At 58.7% G+C, this 11981-nt stretch carries 19 protein-coding genes and 1 pseudogene; 11 read left to right on the top strand and 9 right to left on the bottom strand.

Annotated elements, in window-relative coordinates:
- Window positions 1–62 precede the first annotated feature (62 nt).
- Window positions 63–881 carry an exodeoxyribonuclease III gene (gene xth, locus NKH19_RS23385; protein ID WP_352870791.1) on the bottom strand — a complete coding sequence of 273 codons (819 nt, stop codon included), beginning with the start codon at window positions 879–881 and terminating at the stop codon, window positions 63–65.
- Window positions 882–1303: 422 nt separating this feature from the next.
- Between xth and NKH19_RS23380 the strand changes: the two genes are divergently transcribed.
- From NKH19_RS23380 to NKH19_RS33595, 4 genes and pseudogenes are all read left to right on the top strand, one after another.
- On the top strand, window positions 1304–2185 hold the full coding sequence (locus NKH19_RS23380) for a hypothetical protein (protein ID WP_352870790.1): 882 nt from the start codon (window positions 1304–1306) through the stop codon (window positions 2183–2185).
- Window positions 2186–2281: 96 nt separating this feature from the next.
- The gene (locus NKH19_RS23375) at window positions 2282–2503 is read left to right on the top strand and encodes a hypothetical protein (protein ID WP_352870789.1); all 222 of its coding nucleotides are present in this window, start codon (window positions 2282–2284) and stop codon (window positions 2501–2503) included.
- A gap of 77 nt (window positions 2504–2580) precedes the next feature.
- Entirely contained in the window at window positions 2581–2697 is a 117-nt protein-coding gene (locus tag NKH19_RS33600) for a Y4oE-related protein (RefSeq protein ID WP_502911013.1), read from the top strand.
- A gap of 421 nt (window positions 2698–3118) precedes the next feature.
- Window positions 3119–3199: pseudogene (locus NKH19_RS33595) on the top strand (catalase); the annotation flags it as partial.
- 320 nt (window positions 3200–3519) lie between these two features.
- On the opposite strand, the gene NKH19_RS23370 reads toward NKH19_RS33595, so the two are convergent.
- The 4 genes from NKH19_RS23370 to NKH19_RS23355 form a co-directional block, all read right to left on the bottom strand.
- Complete coding sequence (locus NKH19_RS23370) at window positions 3520–3723, bottom strand: CsbD family protein (protein WP_352870788.1); 204 nt, start codon at window positions 3721–3723, stop codon at window positions 3520–3522.
- A 103-nt stretch (window positions 3724–3826) separates the two neighbouring features.
- A complete protein-coding gene (locus tag NKH19_RS23365; RefSeq protein WP_352982874.1) occupies window positions 3827–4657 on the bottom strand; it encodes a hypothetical protein in 831 nt (276 codons plus the stop codon).
- Window positions 4654–5046 carry a phage holin family protein gene (locus tag NKH19_RS23360; protein WP_352870786.1) on the bottom strand — a complete coding sequence of 131 codons (393 nt, stop codon included), beginning with the start codon at window positions 5044–5046 and terminating at the stop codon, window positions 4654–4656. The genes NKH19_RS23365 and NKH19_RS23360 overlap by 4 nt, the downstream gene beginning before the upstream one ends.
- Window positions 5043–5675, bottom strand: coding sequence for a hypothetical protein (locus tag NKH19_RS23355; RefSeq protein WP_352870785.1), 633 nt, complete (start codon window positions 5673–5675; stop codon window positions 5043–5045). The genes NKH19_RS23360 and NKH19_RS23355 overlap by 4 nt, the downstream gene beginning before the upstream one ends.
- Window positions 5676–6033: 358 nt before the next feature.
- Between NKH19_RS23355 and NKH19_RS23350 the strand changes: the two genes are divergently transcribed.
- Window positions 6034–6276: a type II toxin-antitoxin system Phd/YefM family antitoxin gene (locus NKH19_RS23350; protein WP_352870784.1), complete on the top strand. Its 243-nt coding sequence runs from the start codon at window positions 6034–6036 to the stop codon at window positions 6274–6276.
- Complete coding sequence (locus NKH19_RS23345) at window positions 6276–6701, top strand: type II toxin-antitoxin system VapC family toxin (protein ID WP_352870783.1); 426 nt, start codon at window positions 6276–6278, stop codon at window positions 6699–6701. The genes NKH19_RS23350 and NKH19_RS23345 overlap by 1 nt, the downstream gene beginning before the upstream one ends.
- A 380-nt stretch (window positions 6702–7081) precedes the next feature.
- Here the strand turns inward: NKH19_RS23345 and NKH19_RS23340 are convergent, their stop codons facing one another.
- Window positions 7082–7411 (bottom strand): hypothetical protein, encoded by a 330-nt coding sequence (locus NKH19_RS23340; RefSeq protein ID WP_352870782.1) that lies wholly within the window; start codon window positions 7409–7411, stop codon window positions 7082–7084.
- Between the two features lie 101 nt (window positions 7412–7512).
- The gene (locus NKH19_RS23335; protein ID WP_352870781.1) at window positions 7513–7689 is read right to left on the bottom strand and encodes a hypothetical protein; all 177 of its coding nucleotides are present in this window, start codon (window positions 7687–7689) and stop codon (window positions 7513–7515) included.
- A 4-nt stretch (window positions 7690–7693) separates the two neighbouring features.
- Here NKH19_RS23335 and NKH19_RS23330 point away from each other — a divergent pair, with 4 nt between their 5' ends.
- The 3 genes from NKH19_RS23330 (at window position 7694) to NKH19_RS23320 (ending at window position 8788) form a co-directional block, all read left to right on the top strand.
- Entirely contained in the window at window positions 7694–7903 is a 210-nt protein-coding gene (locus tag NKH19_RS23330; protein WP_352870831.1) for a DUF3102 domain-containing protein, read from the top strand.
- Window positions 7904–8369: 466 nt separating this feature from the next.
- The gene (locus NKH19_RS23325; protein WP_352870780.1) at window positions 8370–8636 is read left to right on the top strand and encodes an ATP-dependent DNA ligase; all 267 of its coding nucleotides are present in this window, start codon (window positions 8370–8372) and stop codon (window positions 8634–8636) included.
- Complete coding sequence (locus tag NKH19_RS23320) at window positions 8633–8788, top strand: hypothetical protein (protein ID WP_352870779.1); 156 nt, start codon at window positions 8633–8635, stop codon at window positions 8786–8788. Before NKH19_RS23325 ends, NKH19_RS23320 begins: the two co-directional genes overlap by 4 nt.
- Before the next feature lie 70 nt (window positions 8789–8858).
- On the opposite strand, the gene NKH19_RS23315 is transcribed toward NKH19_RS23320, so the two are convergent.
- Both NKH19_RS23315 and NKH19_RS23310 read right to left on the bottom strand, forming a co-directional pair.
- Window positions 8859–9092: a polymerase gene (locus NKH19_RS23315; RefSeq protein ID WP_352870778.1), complete on the bottom strand. Its 234-nt coding sequence runs from the start codon at window positions 9090–9092 to the stop codon at window positions 8859–8861.
- An 82-nt stretch (window positions 9093–9174) separates the two neighbouring features.
- The gene (locus tag NKH19_RS23310) at window positions 9175–9474 is read right to left on the bottom strand and encodes a DUF1236 domain-containing protein (RefSeq protein WP_352870777.1); all 300 of its coding nucleotides are present in this window, start codon (window positions 9472–9474) and stop codon (window positions 9175–9177) included.
- A 528-nt stretch (window positions 9475–10002) separates the two neighbouring features.
- On the opposite strand from NKH19_RS23310, the gene NKH19_RS23305 reads away from it, so the two are divergent.
- Entirely contained in the window at window positions 10003–10359 is a 357-nt protein-coding gene (locus tag NKH19_RS23305; RefSeq protein WP_352870776.1) for a low affinity iron permease family protein, read from the top strand.
- A gap of 646 nt (window positions 10360–11005) precedes the next feature.
- The gene (locus tag NKH19_RS23300) at window positions 11006–11818 is read left to right on the top strand and encodes an SIR2 family NAD-dependent protein deacylase (RefSeq protein ID WP_352870775.1); all 813 of its coding nucleotides are present in this window, start codon (window positions 11006–11008) and stop codon (window positions 11816–11818) included.
- Window positions 11819–11981: the final 163 nt, after the last annotated feature.

The following is an 11981-nucleotide window of genomic DNA, read 5'->3' as shown; positions in this document are numbered from 1 at the left end:
TGCCGGATGGCCGTGGTCCACGCCGCGATGTCAAAGAAATGCTTCGCTTCCGGGAGCGACGATCATCCAGCCTCACGATTGACATGACCCGCAACCTGGCCGGAGAGGTCAAGTTCTATCCAGGCTGGCGCATGATCGCTCGGCTTTTCCCAACCTCGCAAGTCAGCGTCGACGCCGGCATCCCGCAGCCTGATGGCAAGTGATGGGCTGACGAGAAGATGGTCCATCCGGAGGCCGGAACTCCGATCATAACCGCCCCGGTAGGAGAAGTTCCAATAGGTGTAGATGCCTTTCTCCGGATGGATACGGCGAATGGCATCGATCCAGCCGTTACCAAGCATTTCAGCGTAGGCTTGTCGGCTCTCCGGAAAGTAGACTGCGTCGCCTAGCCAACGTCTTGGTGCCACGGCATCGATGGGCGTTGGCACGACATTGTAGTCGCCGCAAAGAACGCTTGTTGCACCTTCCCTGAGCAGTAGCTGGCCGTAGCTGATCAGACGGTCGAACCAGCGCAGCTTATAGTCGAATTTCGGGCCGGGCGCTGGATTGCCGTTGGGCAGATAGAGGCAGCCGACCACAATCCCATCCACCTCGGTCTCGATATACCGACTGTGGGTATCGTCGGGATCGCCCGGCAGGCCGCGTCGACGTTCCACCGGCTCCCTCCCCCGGGCGAGTATGGCCACACCATTGTAGGACTTTTGCCCGTGCCAGATTGCGCCGTAACCTGCGTTCCTGATGGCTTCGGCGGGAAATTTCTCGTCCGAGGTCTTCAATTCCTGAAGGCACACGATGTCATAGTCAGTCTGACCCAGCCACTTGATGAGCACGGGCAGGCGACCGTTCACGCCGTTCAAGTTGAAGGTTGCGATGCGGATCATCCGAGTCTCAATAAACTCTTGGTGAGCAAGAAAGACTTAGCTGTTGATCCTCAGTGGTCTTTGTAGGACTTGGCGGCCTCGTCAATCTTTCGCCAGTCATTTCCATAGCGACGTATCAACTCCCGCGCCTGCGCTGGTGATAGATCATGTGTCTCGATGACATGCCTCACCTCTGCGTCCTCGCCTTTTATGGGACGCGAACGAGCCTTTTTCGGCCGCTCGCCTTCAGCCGCTCTCTCGTCTGATTTCGACATCCTTGATCCTCTCGGACCCTGCTTAAACTGCCGAGCGTGGGGAAAGTTTCACAGCACACGTCTTAAGCATTGGCTTCGTTCAGGTGCCATATTCCTGCGCGCTTGCCAGGGGCTGATGAACCTTTGGCCCGGCGCCGCGTTCCATGCAGCGAACTCGGTTGATTTACAATGACGGACTCCAACGCTCGTCCTGCGCCGCACAAACAGGATGCAATTGGTGCCGAAGCCGGCTTTGCATACGATCGAATGGCGGTCGAGCGGTTTCAGAAAGCTTTTCCGCGTGCCAGATGGAGCGACGAGCGCAAGAGCTGGTTCGTGCCCGGCAAGACCGCGGCCCGCCGGATCGACCGCTGGCTGGAGCAGGAGGCGGCGTTGCGGGCGCCCCATGACGATAGCAAGGGACGAGATGCCTTCGCCTTCGACCCAATATCGAGCCAGTATCTGGAAATCGCGGACGACCTGCGCATTCGCACGCCCTATTCCAGGACGGTGCTAGAAGAACTGCGTGCCGTGCCGTGGGCGAGTTGGGACGATGAGTTGCGGGCCTGGCGAGTTCCATTCCGCTCATATGAAGCGCTCCGGCGTCGATGGCCAAACATCGAACAGGCTGCGCAATACGCCGAACCGGAGGAAAGGAAACGGCGGCTTGCGGCCACCAGAAACACGGAAGCCCATAGAGCCGCACAACAGCGGGCTGGTGAACGCCGGCGCCATCGCTATCCGTTGCCAGTTCAGGATCTGCCTACCTTGGGCCGTGCTGTCGCAACCGTGCAGTACGGGATAGTCGTCTTCACTGAAATTTCCGGTGAACTCGTTGAGCTATCAGACGCAGCCACCTTCTATCCCCATGCCACACCTGCGAGCGGCGACTTCGTTTGGGGCAGGTGGCGTTCGGCAACCCTGGCCGAACTTGTGAGCACATGGCCTGCTCGGTCAGCCGCCGGGCCGACCGAACGCTTCAGAGGCTGGTGGAGACCAACCCTTGCTGAACTTAGACTTGCTCGGCGAAATGCCCGCAGTAGTGAGCGCAGGAGGCGAAGTCGCGCCTAGTAGGCCCAGGGCCGTCCAGGTCCTCACGAACAGCGGGGAACCAAAGCCGATCACAAGCGGTTTACCAATCGAAGGGACCGCAATGGACGCGGAATAATGGAACTTTTGGATATGGAACTGGCGCGAGCCCGACAGCGGCTTAACCGAGAGGAGCTTGCCCTCGAAAATGCGAACGAGATGCTGGATGAAGACTTGCGGCGCCGCATCAATATCGCTCTCTGCAACAGAATACGGGCCGCGCAACGGCGCGTGGTCGAGGCCAGATCGCGTTTGACGAAGATTAATCGCGGCAGGGCGAACACAATTCGCACAAGTTGAACCTTGCGGCCTTAAATTGGACCACGACCCGCGCGCGGGTCGACAGGTTGCGGTCATGCCAACATCTTCTCTTCCTGGTGGACGCGGCGACTGCTGTTGCGTACCGCGCATTGACTGCCCATTTGGAGGGTCGCAGCTCGGATTGTCGATTTTGGTGTAAAGTCTTCCGCGAACTGGGCGGCAAGCCGAGCTAGCGGCAAGCACCAAAGCCCGCTACTTCGGGGGAGAGCAGCGGGCCGGTGTCGGGATTGCCAAATTATGCCTGACACTGCGCTCTGAACCGGAACCCTCGCGAAGGCGAGCCGTGGCAAAGCCGATCGTTGGCTTAACCGAAAATGAAAGCCCCCCACTGAGCACGCAGAGAAGGGCCTCTGCTCGCGTAACGTCACGATTCTCTTAAGAGAATTTTGGTAGCGGGAGAGAGAAACGCCGCCGCGATCCAAACTATTGATTTCGTTGCTCCGTTCTAGTCATTTCGCAGCAGGATTTGGCGGACTTGGCATGCGGGTGCTGGTCCACATGGACTGGCACCTGGATGACGATCTGGGCCTCTGGGCCTCTCCGACGACCAAATACATTGACTCGGGGAGCCCGGACCCTCGCTTATGAGGCTTATTTTCGCGAAAAGATTTTCACTTCGACCACGAACGCAGTCCGGAATGGGTGGTTCATGCCTGCGGGTACGGCGCGCATGGGGCCGGTACTCGATCCATTTGTGCAGGCATGCCGCCAGCTGCGCTCTGGGCGCGGGAGGCGTCCGTGAAGCTTTGAAACGGGTACCGCGCCGGCACGTCTGTCATGCGGACTCGCGGTGTCACGTTGCTCGGCTTGGCGTAAGAGATCTTCTGCTACTGGGCGAACCTCTGCTACAAACACACTACCCCGGCGGGCTGTCGCCTTTCCGCATTGCCGCACTTTCCATCCGCGCCACGCGCCGACTTGCGCCTGCCGCCGACGCTACCGCGCGGGACCGAGATGCTTCTGAGCTCAAGGGCTAAGATGGCCGTACGGCACGACTACCAATCTTGCCGACCATACCAGTCGTCAATGTCGCGCCGCACACGATCCTTCTCGATACCGTACCGCTCCTGAATCGTGCCTTCCAGCTGATCGCGCTTGCCTGCAATCCGGTCAAGGTCGTCATCGGTGAGCTTGCCCCACTGCTCTTTGACCTTGCCTTTCATTTGTTTCCAGTTTCCTTCCACGCGGTTCCAATCCATGACGCGGTTCTCCTTGATTTAGAAGTTCGAAAAGGAAACGCCGTCCAGACGAGGATGTTCCAGAAACAGCTGACGCAGGTCATGTGGTACGGCTCACCGCCAGCTAAGATTTTTCCTGCGAAGGATCGGAAATCCGTTCACGCACGGCATGCTCGGTCTTGTCTGCTGTGGACTTCACGATTTCTCCAAGCTGATTGGCCGTTGTGCCCGCGTCCATATGTTGCCGGCCAGCTTCCTGCTTGATGGTGTCGTATGCATCGGCTGCAACCTGTTTGGCCTCATCGAGGCCTCTGTTGAGCACGGATTCGGCAGTATCGCGAAGTGTGTCCCCATAGCCGCCCAGTCGCTCGTCCTCCGCTGCGGTATGGGGCAGCATGGCCCCTATAGCGGCGCCTATGGCCAGGCCAAGGGCCGCTATGGCCAAGGGCTGCTCCGCCAACAACTCTTGCGCAGAGCGGCTGGCGTTCGCCGCCATGTCACCGGTGGTCGATCTTGCACCGGCCGCGTTCCTCGCCAGCATCTCGGTAGCGACGCTCGCCGCGCTCGACACCGTATCGCCGACATTGCTTGCGGCCGACGAGACCGTTTCAGCTGCATCGGAGAGTGCACTGCCCAAGCCGCGACTCTGCTCGCTGTCACGCCGGCCAGGCGCTGTGTAGCCGGCAGCGTCACGCGTGCCATTTGAGGGGCCGCTGCCGAGCATCAGCCAAGCTAGGCCTGCGCCCACCATAGTGACCGGCAAGGGGTTGTCCCTGACTTGCGTTCTGAGGTTGCTGAGCATGGCCGAACTTTGTCCTCCGGTGAACAGGCCGGTGAATTCGTCCAGCAGTTGTCCAGGCGTCATCCTGCCCCGAATGGATTCAGCGGTCTCCACGACCCTGGCGCGTGCCGCCTCGGCCTCGCGCTCAAGTTCGGCTGCGGATTTCTTATTCATCTGACTTGTCCCTTGATCACGTTTGCATCACGCTTGAGCTGTTCCTGGGTCCGGTCGGGCGTAAGCTCGGAAGGTGCCATGCTAGCCAGCCCGGTCCGCAGCAGGATGACTCCCAAGACGGCCACGACCACACCGACGAGCAGGGAAGACCACCCTGCGCCAAGCCCTGCTTGTGTCAAGGCGATGACGAGTGCTTGCAGCAGCACCAAAAGCGCCGCGAGGAGGCAAATCGCGCCACCCAGCACTTCACCGGCACCCGATCCGGCTTTGGTAAGCTTCTCAGAAAGCTCCGCCCGAAAAAGCTTGGCTTCGGTCTGCACCAGGGTGGTGATGTGCTGGGTCAAGTCGGTGACCAGCGTGGCAAGACTAGGATTGTCTTGAGTGTTCATCTGTCTTGCTCCGCGTTCTGCGTGGCCGGATCATTGCCGACGAGGCCAAAATCTTGGGACCTATCGGCAGACCAATCCGATGCCTCATCCGTGTGTGACTTGGCGTCTCCCGGAGCGCTTTGAGAGGCTTCAGGGCCTGCCGGTGGAGAAGCTTTGATGAACCGCCCGAGAGCCAAACCGGCCAACACGGATCCCGCAAGCAGGACACCGGGATTTTGTCGGCCGAAGGACTGCACGTCCTCCAGGACATGGCCAAAAGGCTTTTGTTTCAAGGAAGATGAAAGCCGCTCCAAGCCGCCGGCGGCATCCAACGCGAATTTCGATGCGTTCCTTTCATCGTTGTTGGCCAGGTGATCGCTCGCCGCGCGCAACGCGCCACCCAACGCCGCCAAGCTCGATCCGATGTCGCGCTGCGCCTCCTGTGCCTTGTCGGAGATGACATGCGCGGCTTCTTTTGCGTAATCGCCAGCCTTGCGGCTCACCTCGTCCCGCGCGTCGTGAAGCAACTCGCTGGCACGTTCTTTTTCTTCGCGAAGCCTCTCGGATTCTTCGCGAAGCCTCTCGGAAACGTCGCTTTTCGCCTTGTCGAAATCAGTGGGCTGTCCGCCCTCATCATTATCACGCTGCATGGGTCACCTAGTGAAAACCGAGGAAGGAGAGGACCGCGAGCACGACAACGATGAGACCGATAAGATAGATGACACTGTTCATGGCACGTTCCTCCGTGCCTACCCAACTTCGAGGAGCCTGCGATGTTCCTTAGGTGAAAACATTTTTTGATCAGGCTGAAAACGGAGAGCTACGTGATGCACGCAACAATCAAGAACAAGCTGAACTGCCCTCTATGCATTGTCGCTCGATACAAACCGGGTGCGCCCGAGTCCACGGAAGCGGCAAGCCAACCCAGCCGCTTGCGCGCCGGGAGTTCGCTCTGGAATTCTTAAGTTGAACACGCTATATGACCACCTACATGGTCAGGAGAATGTCATGGATGTGATCAATCTGGCAGAAGCCAAGGCCCATCTGAGCGAGTTGGTCGACCGGGTCGAGGCAGGCCATTCAATCGACATCACTCGGCGCGGCAAGCCGGTTGCTCGGCTCACCGCCGTTTCCAATCCTCGCAAACCAATCGACGCTGCCCTGCTCCGGTCTCTGACGGCGATTGTGCCGCCGCAGACTGAAAGCGCTGCTGATCTGGTGCGCGCGATGCGGGACGGCGACCGCTACTGATGCTTTATCTCGACACGTCGCTGATCGTCGCGGCGCTCTCCAATGAAGCGATGACGCCGCGCGTCCAGACTTGGCTGGCGGAGCAGGATGCGGCGCAGCTTCTGATCAGCGACTGGACCCTCACCGAGATGTCTTCGGCCATGGCGATAAAGCTGCGGACCAGCCAGATCAGCCTGGAACAGCGCGCTGGGGCGCTCGCCATGTTCAACAAGCTAGTCATCGAGAGCTTCACCGTGCTCGGCGTGACGGGCGAGCAATTCCGGACCGCAGCGAAGTTTGCCGATCAGCATATGCTTGGGCTTCGGGCCGGCGATGCGCTGCATCTCGCCATTGCATCGGAGCATGGCGCCACGGTGCACACGCTCGACCCGCGGCTCGGCGAGGCCGGGCCGGCGCTCGGCGTGCCGACACAGTTGCTGACATGAAGCGGGCCCTCTCCCACTCCGCAATTGTCTAAGGCATCCATGGCCGGTGACTGGACCGACGAGCAGAATGACGAGATCGTCGCCGATTATCTCGCGATGCCGGGAGCGGAATGGCAGCTTCGGAGAGCGATTTTATTGACGAATTTCAGCTGTTGGGGAATCCCATGCTTTCTCAGACCATCTAGCGATCAACTGATATTGGCCAGGCGATAAGCGCGTCCAAGCCAACGGGATCGTCGCCGCGCCGTTCTTTTCAATGCATGTATTGCCCGCCATAAACTCAATGATCTGTCCATCGACGTAACGGCTCAACGCGTCCGAGGCGAGGATGAGATGGCCTAAAGCGTATCGCAGCATACGCGTGAACCTCTACGTTCGCATCATCGTGAGAGACGGCGATCACATTCATCCTGGCTGACGTGGGTGATCACGATCTCGCCGATCGCTACCTTGAAATCCGATGACTTGCCTATAAGCCGCGACTTATGCAATATCCGCCACGTGCTCCCAACCGAGGCGCGGCATGCTGGCACGAACAGACCCCTTCCTCGCGATATCCCCTCCGGCATGGTCGTCGACCCCTCGCGTGAAAGCGGCTGTGCCAGGAATTCAATGTCCGGATTGTCAGCAAATTGGCCTACCCGCTTCCAGGAGAGACCCGAGCCGTCGCCACGATCCGGCGGATCATCGATCGCCACGGCGTCGAGCATGCGCGCCTATGTGCATCCTGGCTGAAGGGCGGGGCAACAACGCCCTGATAGACGAAACCTCGCTTGTGGCCATCTCTGACCTGCTGCGCGCCTGTCCCGACCTAGTCGAGCAACACACCACGGCGCTGCTCGATATGTTCGATCTCATCCCGCTCGGGCCAATGCCAATGATGGCGCTTGCCAACGAGCTCCGCGGCATCGTTCACCAGGGCCATGCGCTCGCGGGCATGATTTACATGCTGGCGCGGCAGCGGCAGGTCGGCGCCCCACGTCGACAAGCGCATCCGAGCGAGCGAGGCCGCAAAGGGTCGATCAACTGGTGCTCGGCTCTCCGAAGATCGCAAGCTGGCGATCGGGCGCCAGTCGCTGGAGGCAAAGGCATCATTGCCGCATGGTCATTTCGGGCCTTGGCTGGACAAGCAGGAAGGTCTTTCCCGCGGTATGGCGCATCAGTGTATGGCACTGGCGAGGGCAAGACAGGGCGATTGTTGACGCGCTTCGAGCAAACGACACACGCAGTCACTTCTTGCAATCTGGAAGCTTCTTCAAGGCATCGTTCGCTTCCGCCTCGGTGGACGCGCGGCACGCGTTGGCGGCGTAGGATGGCGGCCGGCGGAAACGCGCGCTGGTGATCTTCCCTGTGTCGGCCCACTATTTCGTACTGGGGGAAGGCGGTTTCACCATAACGCGCAATTGCATCTGATCGATAGTTGCGACGATGGCATCCGCCAGCGCTTCCGCCTCATGGATCAGTTCCGGACCGTAGAGACCGTGGATCATCTCTCGATGGGCAGCACGCCGGGCGGGCAGTGTTCCTCGATAGTGCGCCGGATCAGCACCAGCGCTGCCCGGCATTCGTCGGCTTCGATCTTCATAACTCTTCAAACATGCAATTCGTCTAAAATGTTCCGGAACTATTGGCGCAGGCTAATTGAATCGAGGGTTTTGCGAGTCTGGCATGCGTTTAAAGTTCGTCGAGCCGTTGATGCCGACCCTGGTGAAGAAACCTCCGGAGGGAGACGGCTGGATTCACGAGGTCAAGTTCGACGGCTACCGATCGCAGCTCATCATCGACGAAGACGGCACCAGGATCTATACGCGCAACGGCCACCACTGGACGGCGAAATATTGCGACCTGAAAGAGGCCAAGAGCCTCGGCGCCGAGAACTCCATTGTCGACGGCGAAATCATCGTCTTGAACGAAGCAGGCCTCAGGGAAGAATGAGCAAGCGCAGCAGTGACTTTCTCTATCATTGGATATCGGACCATTTACAGGACGATCCGATCATCGACCCGGTGCTGCTGGTAATCGATATGACTGTGGACGCGAAACGGGCGGCGGAAACCCAAGGCATTCCCGGCCAAGAGATTGATTAGGAAATTGGCGTAGTCGTCGACGCTATCATGCAGGGGTTGCGCTAGCTGAAACGCCAGTCTGTGCCTGCCGCTATTGCAGTTCGGGTCGCGGCAGCGCCAGCTTGACATCAAAAGTCTCTGGCAAATTGGGATGCGTGTCGATCTCCACTGAGGTCGTTGTCATGGCATCAACCGGCATAAGGATGACCATCCGGGCTTTAGTCTCGGGCCAAAGCGGTCGGCCGAATAGTAACAACGCGATCGCCAGCAGCCACACAACCAGAGCGGCGGTCAAGGCATTCGCGATGATCTGGCCTAACTTCATGTTGTTCTTCGGTGTGGTGCCCGCCGAGCCTCAGCTGGCAGCCCGCCGCCACATAGGCGACGGGCTTCAGCCGAAAGGTTGGTCAGTCATAGACCTTGATAATCTTGCGAGTGCCTGGATCCACCAGAACTGTCCGGTTGTCGATCACGACATAGCGGTATTTGACGTCGGGCACTTCATGCAGCTCGACGGTGTCGGGCAGCGCTGTGCCGATATTGAGTTCCACGCCGGGAACCTTCACCGATGCCAAAGGCTGTTTCTTCACATACTCATGGATGACCGTGTCCTGCTCAGGCGTGATGATCACGTCCTGAGCCGCGACCGCGCCGACACCAGCGAAGAGCAACAACGCCGCAGCGGCGCTCGTAAGATGCATTCTCATGATTTTCTCCTCTTGCGGCCGGCGACCACGACATCGTCCAACGCCGACCTCCAAACCGAACTTGGGGCAACGTCAAACGTTCCCGGGTTGAGGCTTCGGTCGGGCAGAGGGTAAGACTTAAGTCCGAGCGTAAAACGCAATGGTCCTACCCATGATGTGGTGTGGAACAGCTTGCTTCCAAGGTTATTGTTTCTCGGAAAGTTCGGAGAAATCAGATGGATAGAAGTGTTGGTGAGGCGCGCTGGTTGCTCGCACCGCTATTTGGGACCGTCACCTTTTTCTCGCGATCGCTGGCTGACAATCTTGTAGATCGGCACAGCTACGTTCCTTCCTGCGCTAATAAGGGTTCGCTCGCTTCTGCCGAGAGGCGTGCGAACCCTCTATCTTCAACGATGCGTATGAGGCGACCCTAATGTTAAGCGACAAAGAAACCCGGTTTCTAGAGGCGGGCATGCTCCTGGCAGTGCCTTTCTGCGTGGCGGTCACGGCGCTATCTTCGCCTTGGCCTTTTGGCGGACAATGGTTGGAATGAATCGCTTCCTTTTCGTCGCGGCCGACTTTCTTTCCCGGCCCCCCGGGTTCTATGTGATGCTCATAGCCATGGTGCTTTGCACAGCGCTGGTACCTTTTGGCCTGACAAATACGGTTACGTATGGCCTGTCGGTCGCGGCCATCGTGATTACTGGTGTTGTCCTGATACAGGGCTATCGCGACACCGCCGCCATCCACGCCAAACTCGATGAGATCATCGTTGCACTTGAGGAAACCAGAAACGATGTTGTCGGGCTGGAGCATGCCGACCCGGAGGAGATCAGGGAAAAGGTTGTGAAGCTCGAAGAAGAAGCAGCGCAAGCATCTGGCCCATTCCAATCAGCTATTAGCTAAGCACGAGCTTTCGGAAGCAATAGGAGACAGATCATGAATAATATCATTTGGCTCGTTGGAGCGGTGGTCGTCGTATTATTGATACTGAGCTTTTTTGGCCTTCGGTAAGCCTACGTCGCGTCATCAACGTGCGCGGCCGGCCAAGAGGAGGGGGGCGAAAAGCCCAGCGAATTGTCCGGTGCCGAGAAGCCGCTCATGCGGGCACCAGTCAGCATCTTCGGTGCCTCTTCTTTGGTGAGGCGCACTTGTGCGCAAAACCGCTTGCCTCGATCGCCCTTTCCCGATCCGCCTGAGACTCCGTGCGTTGCTTGGCCTTTTTGCCCATCGATCTACCTATCGGTCTGCTGACGAGACCGAACAGTCGGATTGCTAGTGGTTCCCAGCTGCGCGAGAGCGCGCAGGAACAATGTCAGCGAGCCCAATATCGGCGTCATCCCAGCTGACATATGGCCGCGGCAACAGCCCGAGCCGGCAGGATGTCGACGCGAACGCTCTCCAACGCTTGAGGTTGGTGAAAACGCTATCCGGCTGAAAAATTCTATTCTTCGCGTCCTTTGCGGCTTCGGTCCGGGCGAGCGACTGCGGACTTGCCTGTGGTCGCGGAAGCAATCGTTGGAACAGAAGAGGCATTCGCCAGTTTGCTGGCATGGAGTCGGTGTTCGAACAAATTGCGGGATCACTGAAGGAGCGGAGAGCCATGCTGTTTGTTGGCGCCGGAGTGTCGATGAGCGTCGGCTTGCCACCATGGAGAAAACTCATCGAGCACATGGCAAATGAGCTTGGCCTGGATGAGCAGATGGTCGGTATGCCTGACGCCAGCTATCAGGCCCTTGCCGAGTACTACCGCCTTAAGCACGGCAGTATAGGGTCCCTGCGAAGCTGGATGGACCGGGAGTGGAGTGTTTCTCGGGAAAAGGTGAGGCGATCGGAGATCCACAAACTCATCGTGTTGCTCGACTTCCCGATTATCTACACCACCAACTACGACCGGAACCTGGAAGCGGCTTTCGAGATACATGGCCGCCCATTCGTCAAAATAGCCAATGCGAAGGACATCGCCAAAGCCGGCGGCGACCTTACCCAGATCGTCAAATACCATGGCGATTTTGATGACGATACTTCGCTAGTGTTGGCCGAGACGGACTATTTTGACCGGCTTTCCTTCGATTCCCCGCTGGATGTGAAGTTCCGGGCCGATGCGCTGGGGCGCACCATCCTGTTCATCGGTTACAGCATGTCCGATATGAACATCCGTCTACTGCTGCATCGTCTGTGGCAGACTTGGCGCCTGTCCGGTTACGAGCGAGACCGTCCAAAGTCATTCGTGTTCATGCCGGCCCCGAACGTGGTTCAGGAAGCGGTTCTCGGGCGCTGGGGTCTCAACGTCGTGGCTGGGGACGATAAGAATCCGCAGCAGAGCTTGGTAGCTTTCCTCAGCAAGATCGCCGAAGCGAAATGAGGGAGGTCTGGAGTATGCCGCAGGCGTCCATGGATGCGTTCCGGTCCATGGGGCGTGTCCGCCTCAAATCGGACTTTCGTAGGCTCAGGGCTGCCGATAAGATGCGACGTCTTCAACGGTGGCTGGATGCCGCACATATCTCTCGACTGGGGGAATCGGCGGA

Origin of the sequence: Mesorhizobium sp. M1338, from assembly GCF_040318045.1 — a bacterium.
Lineage (GTDB): Bacteria > Pseudomonadota > Alphaproteobacteria > Rhizobiales > Rhizobiaceae > Mesorhizobium.
Note: the sequence above shows the minus strand (reverse complement) of the source record. Positions and strands in the feature narration are given on the sequence as shown.

Bases quoted from the DNA above. Each gene is read 5' to 3' on its own strand.
- xth (WP_352870791.1), bottom strand. From the start codon at position 881: ATGATCCGCATCGCAACCTTCAACTTGAACGGCGTGAACGGTCGCCTG.
- NKH19_RS23380 (WP_352870790.1), top strand. From the start codon at position 1,304: ATGACGGACTCCAACGCTCGTCCTGCGCCGCACAAACAGGATGCAATT.
- NKH19_RS23375 (WP_352870789.1), top strand. From the start codon at position 2,282: ATGGAACTTTTGGATATGGAACTGGCGCGAGCCCGACAGCGGCTTAAC.
- NKH19_RS23370 (WP_352870788.1), bottom strand. From the start codon at position 3,723: ATGGATTGGAACCGCGTGGAAGGAAACTGGAAACAAATGAAAGGCAAG.
- NKH19_RS23365 (WP_352982874.1), bottom strand. From the start codon at position 4,657: ATGAATAAGAAATCCGCAGCCGAACTTGAGCGCGAGGCCGAGGCGGCA.
- NKH19_RS23360 (WP_352870786.1), bottom strand. From the start codon at position 5,046: ATGAACACTCAAGACAATCCTAGTCTTGCCACGCTGGTCACCGACTTG.
- NKH19_RS23355 (WP_352870785.1), bottom strand. From the start codon at position 5,675: ATGCAGCGTGATAATGATGAGGGCGGACAGCCCACTGATTTCGACAAG.
- NKH19_RS23350 (WP_352870784.1), top strand. From the start codon at position 6,034: ATGGATGTGATCAATCTGGCAGAAGCCAAGGCCCATCTGAGCGAGTTG.
- NKH19_RS23345 (WP_352870783.1), top strand. From the start codon at position 6,276: ATGCTTTATCTCGACACGTCGCTGATCGTCGCGGCGCTCTCCAATGAA.
- NKH19_RS23340 (WP_352870782.1), bottom strand. From the start codon at position 7,411: ATGCTCGACGCCGTGGCGATCGATGATCCGCCGGATCGTGGCGACGGC.
- NKH19_RS23325 (WP_352870780.1), top strand. From the start codon at position 8,370: ATGCGTTTAAAGTTCGTCGAGCCGTTGATGCCGACCCTGGTGAAGAAA.
- NKH19_RS23320 (WP_352870779.1), top strand. From the start codon at position 8,633: ATGAGCAAGCGCAGCAGTGACTTTCTCTATCATTGGATATCGGACCAT.
- NKH19_RS23315 (WP_352870778.1), bottom strand. From the start codon at position 9,092: ATGAAGTTAGGCCAGATCATCGCGAATGCCTTGACCGCCGCTCTGGTT.
- NKH19_RS23310 (WP_352870777.1), bottom strand. From the start codon at position 9,474: ATGAGAATGCATCTTACGAGCGCCGCTGCGGCGTTGTTGCTCTTCGCT.
- NKH19_RS23305 (WP_352870776.1), top strand. From the start codon at position 10,003: ATGAATCGCTTCCTTTTCGTCGCGGCCGACTTTCTTTCCCGGCCCCCC.
- NKH19_RS23300 (WP_352870775.1), top strand. From the start codon at position 11,006: ATGGAGTCGGTGTTCGAACAAATTGCGGGATCACTGAAGGAGCGGAGA.